This window comes from Oceanithermus desulfurans (assembly GCF_014201675.1).
Classification (GTDB): domain Bacteria; phylum Deinococcota; class Deinococci; order Deinococcales; family Marinithermaceae; genus Oceanithermus; species Oceanithermus desulfurans.
Genome location: NZ_JACHEZ010000001.1, coordinates 235,307 through 248,507, shown reverse-complemented (window position 1 = coordinate 248,507; position 13,201 = coordinate 235,307). Strand labels below are relative to the sequence as shown.

Sequence of the window (13,201 nt, the reverse complement as noted above, 5' to 3'; positions counted from 1 at the left end):
CAGCAACAAAGGGTGGGTTTCCACCCACCCTGCATACGCCAGGGGACTACGTGCATAGGATAGCACAAACGCCGCGATTTTTCAGCTTCGGCGCGGCCCCCGCCCCGGCTAAAGCCGCTGGCAGCGGGGGCAGACGTGGGTGGAGCGGCCGCCGAGGACGAAGCGCGCGACCTTCGCGCCGCAACGCGGGCAGGCCGCGCCGGCGCGGCCGTAGACGGCGTGCTCGATCTGGAAGTAGCCGGTCTCTCCGTCGGGCCGGGTGTAGACCCCGTCCCCCAGCGTCGAGCCGCCCAGCTCGACGGCGCGGCGCAGCACCGCGCGCACCGCGCGGTGGAGCCGGCGCACCTCGCCGGGTGCGAGCCGGTTGGCCGGCCGTGCCGGATGCAGCCGCGCTTTCCACAGCGCCTCGTCGGCGTAGATGTTGCCCAGCCCCGCCACCGGTTCCTGGCTCAGCAGCGCCGGCTTGATCGGGCGCGCCGTGCGCGCCAGCCGCGCCGCCAGAGCGTTCGCGGTGAAGCCGCGGGAAAGCGGCTCGGGGCCCATGCGGGCCAGGGTGGGCAGCGCCGCGTAGTCGCCGGCGGGCACGGCGACGAGCCGGCCGAAACGGCGCGGGTCGTTGAAGTAGACCGTCGCCCCCTCCAGCTCGAGCCGCGCGCGGGTGTGCGTCCCCGCGTCGAGGCGCAGGCTGCCGCTCATCCCCAGGTGGGCGATCAGCTCGAGCCCGCCCTCGAGCGCGAAGATCAGGTACTTACCGCGGCGGCGCAGGGCGCGCACCCGCCGCCCCGCCGCCGCTTCGGCCACGGCGTAGCGGGCCGGGTCGTCGTGCTCGATCCCCAGCAGCCTGCGGCCCGTCACCACCGGCGCCAGCATGCGCCGGACCGTTTCCACCTCGGGCAGTTCCGGCATCGTTAGCCGCGCCACCAGCGGCGGCCGTCGACCGCCCCCTCGTAGAGCGCCTTGCCCACGATCGCGCCCTCGACCCCCAGCCGCTCGAGGCCTTCCAGGTCGGCGTCGGAAGCCACCCCGCCCCCGGCGATCAGCTCGTGCGGCCAGGCCTCACGCACGCGGGCGATCACCTCCAGGTCGAGCCCCTCGAGGGTGCCGTCGCGGCGCACGTCGGTGTAGATGAGGGTGCGGAACCCCATCGCGTCGGCGCGACGCGCCAGCTCGAGCACGTCCCCCGCCTGGCCCTCCTGCCAGCCGGCCACCGCGGCCTCGAGACCGCGCCCGTCCACGCTGGGCACGACCCGTTCGGGACCCAGCGCCTCGAGCATGCGCGCCGCCTCCTCGGGCCGGCGCACCAGCACCGTGCCGATGACCACCCGCTCGGCCCCCAGCCCCAGCACCTCCCGGGCCTCCTCCAGGGTGCGGATGCCGCCCCCCACCTCGAAGCCCATGGCCAGCGCCGCCGCGATGCGGCGGATCTGCGCGCGGTTGTCCCCGCGCCCCAGCGCGGCGTCGAGGTCCACGACGTGCAGCAGCGAGGCGCCCTGCTCTTCCCAGTAGAGCGCCGCGCCCACCGGGTCTTCGAAGTAGACGGTCTCGCGCGCCGGGTCGCCCTCGACCAGCCGCACGGCCTTGCCGCCCTGGATGTCCACCGCGGGGATGACCTTCATGGCTCCAGCATACCCAGGCGGGTCCCACCGCGGAGACGGGGGGACGGGTCTTGACGGGGTTTACTTTGTTGCGTAAAGTAGTTTACGAGGTGAACATGAGCACGCAGGAGTTCCTTCCCGAAGACGCGCTGCGCGCGGCCCGGCACGCCCGCAGCAAGGCCCGGGGGGTGCTCGGCCGCTTCGTGGGGCAGCTGCTCGCCCTTTGGGGCGCCATCTACCTGGTGATGTACGGCGGCGGCGCCCTCGGCTGGCTGCCTCCCTGGGCCTGGGCGCCGATCGACCTGGCCGGGTTCGCGATCAGCTTCGGTCTGGGCGCCCGCATCGGCGAGGCCTTCCGCATGACCGAGGGGGGCCGGTTGCGGCGGATCTGGGCCTGGTTCGGGGTCGTGATGGCGCTGGCGGTCTTCGCCTTCGCCTTCCACGGCGTGGAGGACCCCCTCTTTTCCTTCAGCGTCAACCTCCTCGTCGCCTACGCCCTCGTTCAGAGCGGCGAGGCCGTCCAGCGGCCGGGGCTGGTCCGCGGCGGGCTGCTGCTGGCGCTGGTGAACGCCGCGTTCCTCGCGTTCTGGCCGGGCGCGTACGCCCCGGCGCTGGCCGGCATGGGGCTGCTCGCGCTCGTCGCGGGGCTGCGGCAGGTGGTGGGCCGTGCGCTTTGACGAACTCATCCACCAACCCACGCGCCTCAAGATCATGGCCTACCTCACCGGGCTCGGGACCGACGCCCAGGTCGAGTTCGGCACCTTGCTGCGCGAGCTGGACCTGACCGAAGGCAACCTTTCCCGGCATCTGAGCAAGCTCGAGGAGGCGGGGTACGTGACGATCGAAAAGGGCTACGAAAAGAAACGGCCGCGCACCTGGATCCGGCTCACCGGCCTTGGCCATGACGCCCTGCAGCACCACCTGGCGGCGCTCGAGGAGCTGGCGCGGCAGGCGCGCTACCCCGCCGGCGAACGGGAGGGGTCGTGATCGCCGCGGTGCGGGACGCCCACAAGCGCCTGGGCCGCGTTCAGGCGCTGCGCGGTGTCTCCCTGGAGGTGCACGAGGGCGAGCTGCTGGCCCTGCTCGGCCCCAACGGCGCCGGGAAGACCACCCTGGTCAGCCTGCTCGTGGGGCTGCGCGCCCCTGACCGCGGCGAGGTGCGCCTCGACGGTCGCGACCCGCGCGAGCCCGCAGCGCGGCGGGTGCTCGGGATGACACCGCAGGGCACCGGTTTCCCGCCCGCCCTCAAGGTCCGGGAGGTGGTCGAGCTGGTGCGGGCCCACTACCCCGACCCCCTGCCCACCGCCGAGGTGCTGGCGCGGTTTGGCCTGGAGGGGCTGGCCGGCCGCAGCGTCCAGGCCCTGTCGGGCGGGCAGGCGCGGCGGCTGGCGGTGGCGCTGGCCTTCGCCGGCAACCCCCGCCTGGCAGTGCTGGACGAGCCCACGACGGGCCTCGACGTGGAGTCGCGGCGGTCGCTGTGGCGCGAGATCCAGCGCTTCAAGCAGGGCGGGGGCACCGTGCTGCTCACCACCCACTACCTCGAGGAGGCCGAGTCGCTGGCCACCCGGGTGGTGGTGTTGGACCGGGGGCGCGTCGTCGCCGAGGGCGCGCCGGAGGCGATCAAGCGGCGGGTGGGGCTCAAGCGCGTGTGTCTGCGCGCGGCCGAGCTGCCCGAGTGGCCGGAGGTGGAACGGCGCGAGTTCGAGGACGGCCGGTACACCCTTTGGACCGCCGACGCCGACGCGCTGGTGCGCCGGCTGGTGCAAAGCGGGGTCGCGTTCTCCGATCTGGAGGTGCTTCCGGTCAGCCTCGAGGAAGCCTTCCTGGCGGTCCTGGACGAAGAGGAGGAACGATGAAACTCTGGTGGGCGCACACCAAGGCCGAGCTGCTGGTGCTCCTCCGCACCCCCGGCTTTCTCATCCCCACGATGCTCTTCCCCTCGATGTTCTTCCTGATGTTCGCCGCGCCCAACCTGACCAGCACGGTCGCGGCCAACCTCAGCACCGGATCGTTCATGGCCTTCGCCGTCTTCACCGTCACCTTCTTCCAGTTCGGCGTGGGCACCGCGAACGAGCGCGAGAACCCCTGGAGCAGCTACGTGCGCACCCTGCCCGCCCACCCCGTCTACCGCAACCTCGGCAAGGTCGCCACCGCGGCGGTGCTGGCGCTGCTGGCGGCGCTGGTGCTGGTGATCAGCGCGGGCTTCTCCACCCCCCTCGACCTGCCCCTCGCGCGCTGGCCGCGAATCTTCCTGGCCCTCGCGGCCGGCGGGGTGATGATGGGGCTTTTAGGCACGGCCCTGGCCTACCTGGTCGCCCCCAAGGCGGCGCTGCCGCTGGCCAACCTGATCTACCTTCCGCTCGCCTTCATGGGCGGGATGTGGATGCCCCCGGAATGGCTGCCCAAGCTGGTGCAGCAGATCAGCCCCTACCTGCCCTCGCGCCAGTGGATGGAGCTCGTCTGGCCGGCCGTGGTCGGGGATCCCTGGCGGCTGCAGTCCTGGATCGCGGTCCTCGCCTTCACCGTCGCCTTCGCGCTGCTGGCGGCCTGGGCCCAGCGCCGGGACGAGCTGATCCGCTGAACGTTAGAATGAGGACGATCGGAAAAGAAGGCGGTGGTCGCTTTGGCTGGAAAGCGCAGCAAGAAGAGCAAGAACGTTTTCGTGGGCTTCATGTTCCTGGGTTTGGGGTTCGGCTGGCTTACGGGGCACCTGGTGGCGGGGTTGTTCATCGGGATGGGGCTGGGGTTCATCGTACAGGGCTTTTTGGAAGAAAAGGAAACCCGCGGTCGCGGCGAACCTGGGGAGACCGAAGAACCCGGGCCCCCCGCGCCCGAAGCGGCCGCGGAGGCTCCGGGCGGCCCGTCGCACGCATCTGGGGAGCCGGCGGCCGCGGACGCCCGCGTACCCGACGTGGAAACCGTTTGGGCGCGCATCGTCGCGCACCAGGGCGAGCCCTTCCGCCAGCTCAAGGGGCAGACCTTTACCTACAGGGTCGAGGGCAACGCGGTCGTTCCGAGCACGGTAAACGTCAAGATCCAGAAGAGCCAGTTCGCCAAGGCCCTGCCCCACGTGCCTTTTCAGAGGGTGGCCGACGTGCCCAAGGACGTCTTCGGCCCCTCCTACGTCTACGCCATCCTGATGGACGAACGCATCCGCGACGGCGACTGGTGAGGCGGCGCGCCCCCGGACGCGGGCGGATCTAAAGGATTTTCTTGCCCAGGAGGCTCGCGGCCAGCTCGACGACGATCTCGGCGGTGCGGTTCTTCTCGTCGAGGATCGGGTTGACCTCCACCAGGTCCAGGCTGGTGACGATGCCGGCATCGGAGAGGAGCTCCATCAGCAGGTGCGCCTCGCGGTAGGTCAGCCCGCCGGGTACCGGCGTACCCACGCCGGGCGCCACCGTGGGGTCGAGGACGTCGGCGTCGAAGGAGACGTGCACCCGCTCCACGCGCTCGAGCTGGGCGATCACGTTGGCCGCCACCGTGGGCACGCCCATGCGGTCGATCTCCTTCATCGTGTAGACGGTGACGCCGGCCTGCTGCAGCAGCTCCCGCTCGCCGGGGTCGACGCTGCGGACGCCGACGAGCACCACGTCCTGCGGCTCGAGGGGCGCTCCCCCGCCGATCCGCACCAACCGGTCGTCGCCGTAGCCCAGCAGGGCGGCCAGCGGCATGCCGTGGATGTTGCCCGAAGGGCTGGTCTCGGGGGTGTTGAAGTCGGCGTGGGCGTCGATCCAGATCAGCCCCGTGCGGCCGCGCTGCACGCCGCGTACGGAACCCATGCTGATCGAGTGGTCGCCCCCCAGCACCACCGGCAGCGCGGCGTCGTCGAGGATGGGCAGCTCTCGGGCCAGCGCCTCGCAGGTCGAACGGATCGGCTCCAGGTGGTGCAACCCGCCGGGCGCGCCGCCGTTCTTCTTGAGGGTTTCGACGACCGGCACCTCCAGGTCGCCCAAATCGAGGACGGTGTAGTCGAGGGCGCGGATCGCCTCGTGCAACCGCGCGTAACGGATGGCGCTGGGTCCCATGTCCACGCCGCGCCGGCCGGCGCCGAGATCCATGGGCACCCCCACGATGACGGCCTGCTTCATGGCCTGTATTGTAGCAGAAGGAAACGCGAAGAATAGCGTCTGCATCTTATTTCTTCATTTATGCATACCTTTGCATACATCTTGACCCGGGACCGAAACGGGCGTATACTTACAAGGATGGACGTACGCGAACTGCAAAGCATCAACCTCGCCCAGATCCTCAAGGAACCCGGCACCGCCGAAGCCGAAGGCGTGATCCGCGAAGCAATCACCGCCGGCGAGGACGTGCTGCCGCTCCAGGGCGAGGCCGAATGGAGCGTCACCGTCACCAGCGCGGGCGAGGAGTTCTGGCTCTCCGGCGAGGTGCACGGCACCGTACTCATGGAGTGCCGCCGCTGCCTCAAGCCCACGCCCCAGCCGGTCGACGCCTACTTTCAACACCTGCTCGAGTTCCACCCCGAGGTCGAAGAGCTGACCCTGGTGCAGAACGAGGACGACGAGGACGTCTACCGCTTCGGCGAGCCGGACCTGGACCTCAGCTTCTTCCTGGCCCAGGCCTTCGCGCTGGCCATGCCCTACACCGCCCTCTGCGACGAGTCCTGCAAGGGGCTCTGCCCCGTCTGCGGCGCCGACCTGAACCTCACCGACTGCGGGCACGCCCAGGGAGACGCCGTCTCCGGGGCGCTGGCCGAGCTCGGTAAATTCCTGGACGAGGTGTAGAGAAAACCCCTTTTGGATGCTATAATGCGCGGGTCTGCCCCAAAGGGGCACTAGGAGGAGAGAGATGGCGAAGCACCCCGTACCCAAGAAGAAAACTTCCAAGGCGCGCAAGGGCGCCCGGCGCAGCCACCACGCCCTGAGCGCGCCCACGCTGGTCACCTGCCCGCAGTGCCACGCCAAGAAGCCGCCGCACACCGTCTGCCCCGAGTGCGGTTACTACGACGGCCGTCCCGTGCTCGACCTCGGCACCCCGGAGGCGTAACATGGCCACCGGGCTGCTTGCCCTGGGCACCTACGCACCTTCCAAGGTCCTTCGCAACAAGGACCTTGAGTCTTTTATGGACACCTCGGACGAGTGGATCACCACCCGGACGGGGATCCGTGAGCGTAGGGTCTCGGAGCTGAACGAGTACGCCTCGGACCTGGCCGTCAAGGCCGTGCAGGACCTGATCCGCCGCCACGGCGAACAGGCGCTCGAGGGCGTGGACCAGGTCGTCGTGGCCACGAACACCCCCGACGCCTTCTTCCCCAACACCGCCGCAATCGTCGCCGATCAGCTGGGACTCAAGGGGGCCGCAGGGTACGACCTGCTCGCGGGCTGCCCCGGCTGGCTCTACGCCCTGGCCCAGGCGGCGGGGCAGGTGGAGGCGGGCATCGCCCGCAAGGTGCTGGTCATCGGCTCCGAGGTGCTCACCAAGATCGTCGACTGGCGTGACCGCTCCTCGGCGGTGCTCTTCGGCGACGCCGCGGGCGCGGCCGTCGTGGGACCGGTCGCCGAGGGCCACGGCTTCCGCTCCTTCGTGCTGGGAGCGGACGGCTCCGGTGGGCACGCGCTGCATTTCGCCGCCATCGCCTCGAGCCTCCCCGACGGTACCCAGATGAGCTCCTCGGCGCGCATGAACGGCCGCGAAGTCTTCAAGTTCGCGGTGCGCGTCATGGACACGGCCACCGTCGAGGCCATCGAGAAGGCGGGGCTCCACCCCGACGACATCAGCCTCTTCGTGCCCCACCAGGCCAACGAGCGCATCATCGACGCAGCCCGCGAGCGCCTGGGGCTGGAATGGGACCGCGTGGTCATGAACCTCGACCGCTACGGCAACACCTCCACGGCCTCGATCCCGCTGGCGCTGCGGGAGGCGCTCGACGCCGGGAAGATCAAGGAAGGCGACCACCTGCTTTTCGTCAGCTTCGGCGCCGGCCTCACCTGGGCCGCCACCGTGCTCACCTGGGGGGGCGCCTAGCCGTGTTCGCCGCGCTCTTCCCCGGCCAGGGTTCGCAAAAGGTCGGCATGGGGCGGGCCTTCGCCGAGGCTTCGGCGACGGCGCGCGCGGTCTTCGACCGCGCCGAGGCCGCGCTCCCGGGGTTGCTCGAAACGATCTGGGAAGGACCCGAGGAGGCCCTGCGGCTCACCGAGAACCAGCAGCCGGCGCTGCTCGCGGTCTCGGCCGCGGCCTGGGCCGCCTGGCGCGAGGCCGGCGGTCCCGACCCCGCCTACGCCGCGGGGCATTCGCTGGGCGAGTGGAGCGCCCACGTGGCCGCGGGCACCCTCGAACTCGAGGACGCCCTGCGCCTGGTGCGAAGCCGCGGCCGTTACATGCAGGAGGCCGTTCCCGAGGGCGAAGGGGCGATGGCCGCGATCCTCAAGCTCGACGAGGCGGTGGTCCGCGAAGTGGTCGAGCGCACCGAGGGCGTCTGGATCGCCAACCTCAACAGCCCCGGGCAGGTGGTGATCAGCGGCCGCAAGGAGGCCGTGGAGGCCGCGGCCGCCGCGCTGAAGGAGCGGCGCGGACGCGTGGTGCCGCTCAAGGTCTCGGCGCCCTTCCACTCGGAGCTGATGGCCCCCGCCCGCGAGGCGCTGGCCCGCGACCTGGCGCAGGTCGAGCTGCGCCCTCCGCGCTTCCCGGTCTTCTCGAACGTAACCGCCCGGCCCGAAACCGACCCCGCGAGCATCCGCGAGCTGCTGCTCGCGCAGATCACCGCCCCGGTGCGCTGGGTGGAGATTCTGGAAGCGATGCACGAACGCGGGGTAACGACCTTCGTGGAACTGGGGTCGGGGAACGTCCTCACGGGCCTGGTCCGCCGCACCCTGCCCGAGGCCCGGGCCCTGAACGCGGAAGAGCCCGAGGGGCTCGCCGCGGCGCTGCAGGAGGTGGTTTCGTGAAGCATGCGCTCGTCACCGGCTCGAGCCGCGGCATCGGCCGCGCGATCGCCCTGGAGCTGGCCCGCCGCGGCTACGCGGTGGCCGTCCACTACGCCCGCGGCGAGGAGGCCGCCCGCGAGGTGGCCGCCGAAGCCCGCCGCCTGGGCGCGCCCCGGGTGGCCGTGCTGGGTGCGGACCTGAGCCAGAAGGACGCCGCCGCCGACCTGGTCGCCCGCAGCCATGCGGAGCTGGGCGGGCTCGACGTCCTCGTCAACAACGCCGGCATCACCCGCGACGGCCTGCTCATCCGCATGAAGGACGAGGACTGGGACGCGGTCATCGAGACGAACCTCTCGGCCGTCTTCCGGCTCACCCGCGAGGCCGTGAAGCGGATGATGAAGGCGCGCTGGGGCCGGATCGTCAACGTCGCCAGCGTCGTGGGGCTGATGGGCAACCCCGGCCAGGCCAACTACGTCGCCGCCAAGGCCGGCTTGATCGGCTTTACCAAGACGATCGCCAAGGAGTACGGCGGCCGCGGCATCACCGCGAACGCCGTGGCCCCGGGCTTCATCGAGTCCGACATGACCGCCGCCCTTCCCGAGAAGGTGCGGCAGGAGTACCTGAACGCAATCCCCGCCGGCCGCTTCGGCAAGCCCGAAGAGGTGGCGGAGCTGGTGGCCTTCCTGGCCTCCGACGCCGCCGCCTACATCAACGGCCAGACGATCGCCATCGACGGCGGGCTCTACCCGCACTAAACCCGGTTCAAACACGTTTTCTTGCGTGTGTTAAACTCCCGAAGGAGGTTCGCATGGACATTCTGGACAAAGTCAAGGCCGTTGTCGTGGAAAAACTCGGGGTGGAGGCCGACAAGGTCACGCCCGAAGCGCGTTTCATCGAAGACCTCGGCGCCGACTCGCTCGACATCGTCGAACTGGTGATGGGCCTCGAGGACGAGTTCGGCTTGGAAATCTCCGACGAGGAAGCCGAGAAGATCCGCACCGTCGGAGACGCCATCAAGTTCATCCAAGAAAAGGTCGCCTGAGCGCAGGCGATTGGGGCCGCGGACCGGTCCGAAGGGACCCCTCCGCGGCCCCGTATACTGAACCCATGCGAAGAGTCGTAATCACCGGCCTGGGCCCCGTGACCCCCATCGGGGTCGGCGCCGAGGCCTTTCATCAAGCCCAGCTCGCGGGCAAGAGCGGCATCCGCCGCATCACCCGCTACGACCCCGACGCCTACCAGCTGAACGTCAAGATCGCGGGCGAGGTGGACGTCGAGATCGGCGACTACCTCGACCGCAAGGAAGCGCGAAGACTCGACCGCTTCGTGCAGCTCGCGCTGATCGCCGCGGAGCTGGCGCTGCGGGACGCCGGCCTGGAGGCGGGGGAGCTCGAACCCGAAACCACCGGCGTGCTCATCGGCAGCGGCATCGGCGGCATCAAGACCTGGGAAGACCAGTTCAAGATCTACTTCCAGCGCGGCCCGCACCGCCTCAGCCCCTTCTTCATCCCCATGGTCATCTCCAACATGGCCTCCGGACACGTGGCCATGAAGTACGGCTTCCAGGGACCCAGCTCCACCGTCGTCACCGCCTGCGCCACCGGCACCGACTCGGTGGGGAGCGCGGCGCGGATGATCCAGCACGGCGAGGCCGACGTGATGATCACCGGGGGCACCGAAGCCGCCGTAACACCGATGGCCATCGGCGGGTTTGCCGTCATGCGCGCGCTCTCGACCCGCAACGACGAGCCCGAGAAGGCGAGCCGCCCCTTCGACAAGGACCGCGACGGCTTCGTGCTGGCCGAGGGCGCGGGGGTGCTGGTTCTCGAGGAGTATGAACACGCCAAGCGGCGCGGGGCCACGATCTACGCGGAGGTCGCGGGCTTCGGCCGCAGCGAGGACGCCCACCACATCACCGAGCCCCATCCCGAGGGCAAGGGCGCCCTGCTGGCCATGAAGGCGGCGATGCGCGACGGCGGGGTGACCCCGGAGCAGATCGGCTACATCAACGCCCACGGCACCTCGACGCCGCTCAACGACCGCGCCGAGACCCTGGCCATCAAGAAGCTCTTCGGGGAGCACGCCTACAAGCTCATGGTCTCCTCCACCAAGTCGATGACCGGCCACCTGCTGGGCGCGGCCGGGGCCATCGAGGCGATCGCCACCGCCCAGGCGCTGTCCAGCGGCGTGATCCCGCCCACGATCAACCTGGTCGAGTCCGAACCCGAGCTCGACCTCGACTACGTACCCGGCGAACCGCGCGAGGCGGACGTGGAGTACGCGCTCTCCAACTCCTTCGCCTTCGGCGGTCAGAACGCGGTGCTGCTGCTCAAGCGCGTCTGACCGCAGACTTTCGAAAAGCACCCGGCCGCATGCGGCCGGGTGCGCGCTTTGCGAACCGGCTCAGGCCTGGGGGCCTTCGGGCTTGGGCAGGCCGCCGGGAAGGTCGGGGATGGGACCGTACTGGGCCTCGTACTTGCGGATGTTCTCGGCCAGCGAGCGCATCAGCGCCTTGGCGTGCTGGGGGCTGGTGACGATCCGCGCCACCACCTGGGCCACCCCCTGGGGCTGCACCAGCGCGAAGTCGAGGAAGAACTCGGTCGGGGTGTGGCTGAAGACCGCCAGGTTGCTGTACTGCCCCTTGGCCGTCTCCTTGTCGATGTCGAGACGCAGTTCCTGGCTCACGCCAGCGCCTCCTGCAGGCGGGCGCGCACCTTCTTGAGCTGGAAGCGCACCCGGCCCAGGTTCTGGGCTCCCGCCAGCAGCAGCACCAGGCTGTAGGTGGTGCCCGAGGCCTGGATCGGCTCGAGCAGCATCGGCCCCTCGTCGAACTCGACCATGACCTCCTCGACCTCGCCCTTCTTCAGGTGGTCGGCCAGGGCGCGCGAGCTGGCCATCGCCGAGGTGGCGGCGCCGCCCACGAAGTCCAGGTCGGCCGCCCCCTCCTTGCTCACGCTTTCGATTACGAAGCCGTCCTCGCCCACCAGCGCCACGGCCTTGACGCCCTCGTCTCCCGCAAGTTGCTCGAGCAGTTCTTGAATGGACATCTCGCCTCCTAGTACCTACAGCTGATCCACCAGGCGCATGGCCAGGTTCGTCAGCGTCTGCCCCACCACGGCGCGTTCGCCGCCGCGCTCGATCAAGGCACCCAGGCAGTAGCCCTCGAAGCAGACGGCGAGGATCTCGTAGCTCGCCGTCGCCAGGGTGAAGCGGCGCAGGTCCTCGCCCAAAGCGCCGGTGATGCCCTGCATGGCCCGCACCAGGGCGGCCATCTCCGCCGCCATCACCGAGTCCGACAGGCCGCCGCGCCCCACCGACTCGATGACCAGTCCGTCCATACCGGCCAAAACGGCGCGGCGCACCGAGGGAAGGGCCTCCAGTTCACTGAGCCAGCTCACGACAGCACCCCCTTCAGCACATCCGCCGCCTGCGTCGCCTTGAGCCGCAGCTGCCCGAGGTTGACCTCGGGGCTGGCCACGCAGAGCAGAAAGTATTCGTCGCTGACCGGCCTCACGTACCCGACGATCGGGTCGCCCACGGCCAGCCACTCCTGGATCGCCGGGGTGCTCATCGTGGCCGCGTAACGCTCCCGCGTCGCCCGCAAGAGGCCGGCGTGCTCCGCCACGGCGCTTTCCAGATCGACGGCCTGCGCGCGTGAGAACCCCTCGATCATCAAGCCGTCGACGCCGCCCAGGGCGGCGGCGTAGAGCCCGCCCACCTCGACGACCAGGTTGCTCAGAACGGCTTCGAACTCTCGCATGACCCTCCCTATTCGGACACGGGCTGACGGTGCGCCAGCGCCCGGGCCAACGTGACCTCGTCCACGTATTCTAAAGTACCTCCGACCGGAAGTCCGTACGCCGGCCGGCTCAGCTTCGCCGGAGTGCCGGCAAGCCGCTCGCTCAGGTAGGCCGCGGTGGCCTCACCCTCGACGGTCATCGAGGTGGCGAGGATGACCTCGCGCGCCGACCGCGCCCGCTCGAGCAGGCTCTCGACGCGCAACTGCTCGGGCCCCACGCCCTCGAGCGGATTGAGCGCGCCGCCGAGGACGTGGTAGACCCCGGCGTACTCCCCGCTCTTCTCGATGGCCAGCACGTCGGCCGCGGTCTCGACCACGGCGATGACCCCGGCGTCGCGCGCGGGATCGGAGCAGACCGGGCAGAGCGGACCCTCCGCCAGGTTGCCGCAGCGCTCGCAGACGCCCACGTGGCGCCGCACCTCCTCCAGCGCCGCGGCCAGCTCGCCGGCCTCGGCCTTGTTCTGTGCCAGGTGGAGCCCCAGCTTCTGGGCGCTCTTGGGGCCCACCCCGGGGAGCCGGGCCAGCGCCCGGATCAGGGCGAGCAGCCGGTCGGGGTACCTCAAAAGAGGCCCCCCAGCATCTGCCCCATCTGGCCGAGGCCGCCCCCCATCTCCTTCTCCGAGAGTTCCGCGGCCTTGGCCTGGGCGTCCTGCACAGCCACCAGCAGCAGGTCTTCGAGGGCTTCCACGTCGTCGGGGTCCACGGCCTCGGGTTTGAGGCTGATCGCCACGATCTGGCCGTGGCCGTTGGCCGTCACCTCCACCAGCCCCCCGGCGGCGGTGCCCACGACGGTCATGCCGGCGAGCTTCTCCTGGATTTCAGCAGCCTTTTGCTGCGCTTTCTTCGCTTCTTTGAGCAGTTTCTGAAAGTTCATGCGCCCTCCGCCCCCCATTATAGGGAGGGGCGCAGCGGCGCG

General features: G+C 70.2%; 21 protein-coding genes. 12 read left to right on the top strand and 9 right to left on the bottom strand.

Translation table 11 applies throughout. From position 1 onward, the window contains the following. Positions 1–108: 108 nt before the first annotated feature. Both mutM and hisA read right to left on the bottom strand, forming a co-directional pair. Positions 109–906, bottom strand: coding sequence for a bifunctional DNA-formamidopyrimidine glycosylase/DNA-(apurinic or apyrimidinic site) lyase (gene mutM, locus HNQ05_RS01385; RefSeq protein WP_147145319.1), 798 nt, complete (start codon positions 904–906; stop codon positions 109–111). 2 nt (positions 907–908) lie between these two features. Continuing rightward, on the bottom strand, positions 909–1,616 hold the full coding sequence (gene hisA / locus HNQ05_RS01380) for a 1-(5-phosphoribosyl)-5-[(5-phosphoribosylamino)methylideneamino]imidazole-4-carboxamide isomerase (protein WP_147145317.1): 708 nt from the start codon (positions 1,614–1,616) through the stop codon (positions 909–911). Positions 1,617–1,711: 95 nt separating this feature from the next. Between hisA and HNQ05_RS01375 the strand changes: the two genes are divergently transcribed. From HNQ05_RS01375 to HNQ05_RS01355, 5 genes are read left to right on the top strand one after another with little or no spacing between them, the layout of a single operon-like run. Beyond that, positions 1,712–2,272 (top strand): hypothetical protein, encoded by a 561-nt coding sequence (locus HNQ05_RS01375; protein ID WP_147145315.1) that lies wholly within the window; start codon positions 1,712–1,714, stop codon positions 2,270–2,272. Beyond that, positions 2,262–2,582 carry a transcriptional regulator gene (locus tag HNQ05_RS01370; protein WP_147145314.1) on the top strand — a complete coding sequence of 107 codons (321 nt, stop codon included), beginning with the start codon at positions 2,262–2,264 and terminating at the stop codon, positions 2,580–2,582. Before HNQ05_RS01375 ends, HNQ05_RS01370 begins: the two co-directional genes overlap by 11 nt. Further along, positions 2,579–3,451 carry an ABC transporter ATP-binding protein gene (locus HNQ05_RS01365; protein WP_147145312.1) on the top strand — a complete coding sequence of 291 codons (873 nt, stop codon included), beginning with the start codon at positions 2,579–2,581 and terminating at the stop codon, positions 3,449–3,451. The genes HNQ05_RS01370 and HNQ05_RS01365 overlap by 4 nt, the downstream gene beginning before the upstream one ends. Then, entirely contained in the window at positions 3,448–4,176 is a 729-nt protein-coding gene (locus HNQ05_RS01360) for an ABC transporter permease (protein WP_147145310.1), read from the top strand. Before HNQ05_RS01365 ends, HNQ05_RS01360 begins: the two co-directional genes overlap by 4 nt. Positions 4,177–4,218: 42 nt before the next feature. Beyond that, positions 4,219–4,767, top strand: a complete 549-nt coding sequence (locus HNQ05_RS01355; protein WP_147145308.1) for a hypothetical protein — start codon at positions 4,219–4,221, stop codon at positions 4,765–4,767. A gap of 28 nt (positions 4,768–4,795) precedes the next feature. Here the strand turns inward: HNQ05_RS01355 and rocF are convergent, their stop codons facing one another. Continuing rightward, entirely contained in the window at positions 4,796–5,686 is an 891-nt protein-coding gene (gene rocF, locus HNQ05_RS01350; protein WP_147145306.1) for an arginase, read from the bottom strand. A gap of 117 nt (positions 5,687–5,803) precedes the next feature. Between rocF and HNQ05_RS01345 the strand changes: the two genes are divergently transcribed. The 7 genes from HNQ05_RS01345 to fabF all read left to right on the top strand — a co-directional run bounded on the left by HNQ05_RS01345 (position 5,804) and on the right by fabF (position 10,829). Further along, complete coding sequence (locus tag HNQ05_RS01345) at positions 5,804–6,346, top strand: YceD family protein (protein ID WP_147145304.1); 543 nt, start codon at positions 5,804–5,806, stop codon at positions 6,344–6,346. Between the two features lie 64 nt (positions 6,347–6,410). Then, a complete protein-coding gene (gene rpmF, locus HNQ05_RS01340) occupies positions 6,411–6,608 on the top strand; it encodes a 50S ribosomal protein L32 (protein ID WP_147145302.1) in 198 nt (65 codons plus the stop codon). A gap of 1 nt (position 6,609) precedes the next feature. Beyond that, positions 6,610–7,587, top strand: a complete 978-nt coding sequence (locus HNQ05_RS01335) for a beta-ketoacyl-ACP synthase III (protein ID WP_147145300.1) — start codon at positions 6,610–6,612, stop codon at positions 7,585–7,587. Between the two features lie 2 nt (positions 7,588–7,589). Then, the gene (gene fabD / locus HNQ05_RS01330) at positions 7,590–8,507 is read left to right on the top strand and encodes an ACP S-malonyltransferase (protein ID WP_147145298.1); all 918 of its coding nucleotides are present in this window, start codon (positions 7,590–7,592) and stop codon (positions 8,505–8,507) included. Further along, a complete protein-coding gene (gene fabG, locus HNQ05_RS01325; RefSeq protein WP_147145296.1) occupies positions 8,504–9,241 on the top strand; it encodes a 3-oxoacyl-[acyl-carrier-protein] reductase in 738 nt (245 codons plus the stop codon). The genes fabD and fabG overlap by 4 nt, the downstream gene beginning before the upstream one ends. A 53-nt stretch (positions 9,242–9,294) precedes the next feature. Then, complete coding sequence (gene acpP, locus HNQ05_RS01320; RefSeq protein ID WP_013457995.1) at positions 9,295–9,528, top strand: acyl carrier protein; 234 nt, start codon at positions 9,295–9,297, stop codon at positions 9,526–9,528. Between the two features lie 65 nt (positions 9,529–9,593). Beyond that, the gene (gene fabF, locus HNQ05_RS01315) at positions 9,594–10,829 is read left to right on the top strand and encodes a beta-ketoacyl-ACP synthase II (RefSeq protein ID WP_147145294.1); all 1,236 of its coding nucleotides are present in this window, start codon (positions 9,594–9,596) and stop codon (positions 10,827–10,829) included. A 60-nt stretch (positions 10,830–10,889) separates the two neighbouring features. Here fabF and HNQ05_RS01310 read toward each other — a convergent pair whose 3' ends face one another. From HNQ05_RS01310 to HNQ05_RS01285, 6 genes are read right to left on the bottom strand one after another with little or no spacing between them, the layout of a single operon-like run. Further along, complete coding sequence (locus HNQ05_RS01310; protein ID WP_147145292.1) at positions 10,890–11,171, bottom strand: DUF3467 domain-containing protein; 282 nt, start codon at positions 11,169–11,171, stop codon at positions 10,890–10,892. After that, positions 11,168–11,533 carry a roadblock/LC7 domain-containing protein gene (locus HNQ05_RS01305; RefSeq protein ID WP_147145290.1) on the bottom strand — a complete coding sequence of 122 codons (366 nt, stop codon included), beginning with the start codon at positions 11,531–11,533 and terminating at the stop codon, positions 11,168–11,170. Before HNQ05_RS01305 ends, HNQ05_RS01310 begins: the two co-directional genes overlap by 4 nt. Before the next feature lie 15 nt (positions 11,534–11,548). Next, positions 11,549–11,884, bottom strand: coding sequence for a roadblock/LC7 domain-containing protein (locus HNQ05_RS01300; RefSeq protein ID WP_013457999.1), 336 nt, complete (start codon positions 11,882–11,884; stop codon positions 11,549–11,551). Then, the gene (locus tag HNQ05_RS01295; RefSeq protein WP_147145288.1) at positions 11,881–12,246 is read right to left on the bottom strand and encodes a roadblock/LC7 domain-containing protein; all 366 of its coding nucleotides are present in this window, start codon (positions 12,244–12,246) and stop codon (positions 11,881–11,883) included. The genes HNQ05_RS01300 and HNQ05_RS01295 overlap by 4 nt, the downstream gene beginning before the upstream one ends. Positions 12,247–12,254: 8 nt before the next feature. Further along, entirely contained in the window at positions 12,255–12,848 is a 594-nt protein-coding gene (recR, locus tag HNQ05_RS01290; RefSeq protein ID WP_147145286.1) for a recombination mediator RecR, read from the bottom strand. Continuing rightward, the gene (locus HNQ05_RS01285) at positions 12,845–13,159 is read right to left on the bottom strand and encodes a YbaB/EbfC family nucleoid-associated protein (protein ID WP_013458002.1); all 315 of its coding nucleotides are present in this window, start codon (positions 13,157–13,159) and stop codon (positions 12,845–12,847) included. The genes recR and HNQ05_RS01285 overlap by 4 nt, the downstream gene beginning before the upstream one ends. Positions 13,160–13,201: the final 42 nt, after the last annotated feature.

Bases quoted from the DNA above. Each gene is read 5' to 3' on its own strand.
- HNQ05_RS01295 (WP_147145288.1), bottom strand. From the start codon at position 12,246: ATGCGAGAGTTCGAAGCCGTTCTGAGCAACCTGGTCGTCGAGGTGGGC.
- rpmF (WP_147145302.1), top strand. From the start codon at position 6,411: ATGGCGAAGCACCCCGTACCCAAGAAGAAAACTTCCAAGGCGCGCAAG.
- mutM (WP_147145319.1), bottom strand. From the start codon at position 906: ATGCCGGAACTGCCCGAGGTGGAAACGGTCCGGCGCATGCTGGCGCCG.
- rocF (WP_147145306.1), bottom strand. From the start codon at position 5,686: ATGAAGCAGGCCGTCATCGTGGGGGTGCCCATGGATCTCGGCGCCGGC.
- acpP (WP_013457995.1), top strand. From the start codon at position 9,295: ATGGACATTCTGGACAAAGTCAAGGCCGTTGTCGTGGAAAAACTCGGG.
- fabF (WP_147145294.1), top strand. From the start codon at position 9,594: ATGCGAAGAGTCGTAATCACCGGCCTGGGCCCCGTGACCCCCATCGGG.
- HNQ05_RS01335 (WP_147145300.1), top strand. From the start codon at position 6,610: ATGGCCACCGGGCTGCTTGCCCTGGGCACCTACGCACCTTCCAAGGTC.
- HNQ05_RS01285 (WP_013458002.1), bottom strand. From the start codon at position 13,159: ATGAACTTTCAGAAACTGCTCAAAGAAGCGAAGAAAGCGCAGCAAAAG.
- HNQ05_RS01345 (WP_147145304.1), top strand. From the start codon at position 5,804: ATGGACGTACGCGAACTGCAAAGCATCAACCTCGCCCAGATCCTCAAG.
- hisA (WP_147145317.1), bottom strand. From the start codon at position 1,616: ATGAAGGTCATCCCCGCGGTGGACATCCAGGGCGGCAAGGCCGTGCGG.
- HNQ05_RS01375 (WP_147145315.1), top strand. From the start codon at position 1,712: ATGAGCACGCAGGAGTTCCTTCCCGAAGACGCGCTGCGCGCGGCCCGG.
- HNQ05_RS01360 (WP_147145310.1), top strand. From the start codon at position 3,448: ATGAAACTCTGGTGGGCGCACACCAAGGCCGAGCTGCTGGTGCTCCTC.
- HNQ05_RS01305 (WP_147145290.1), bottom strand. From the start codon at position 11,533: ATGTCCATTCAAGAACTGCTCGAGCAACTTGCGGGAGACGAGGGCGTC.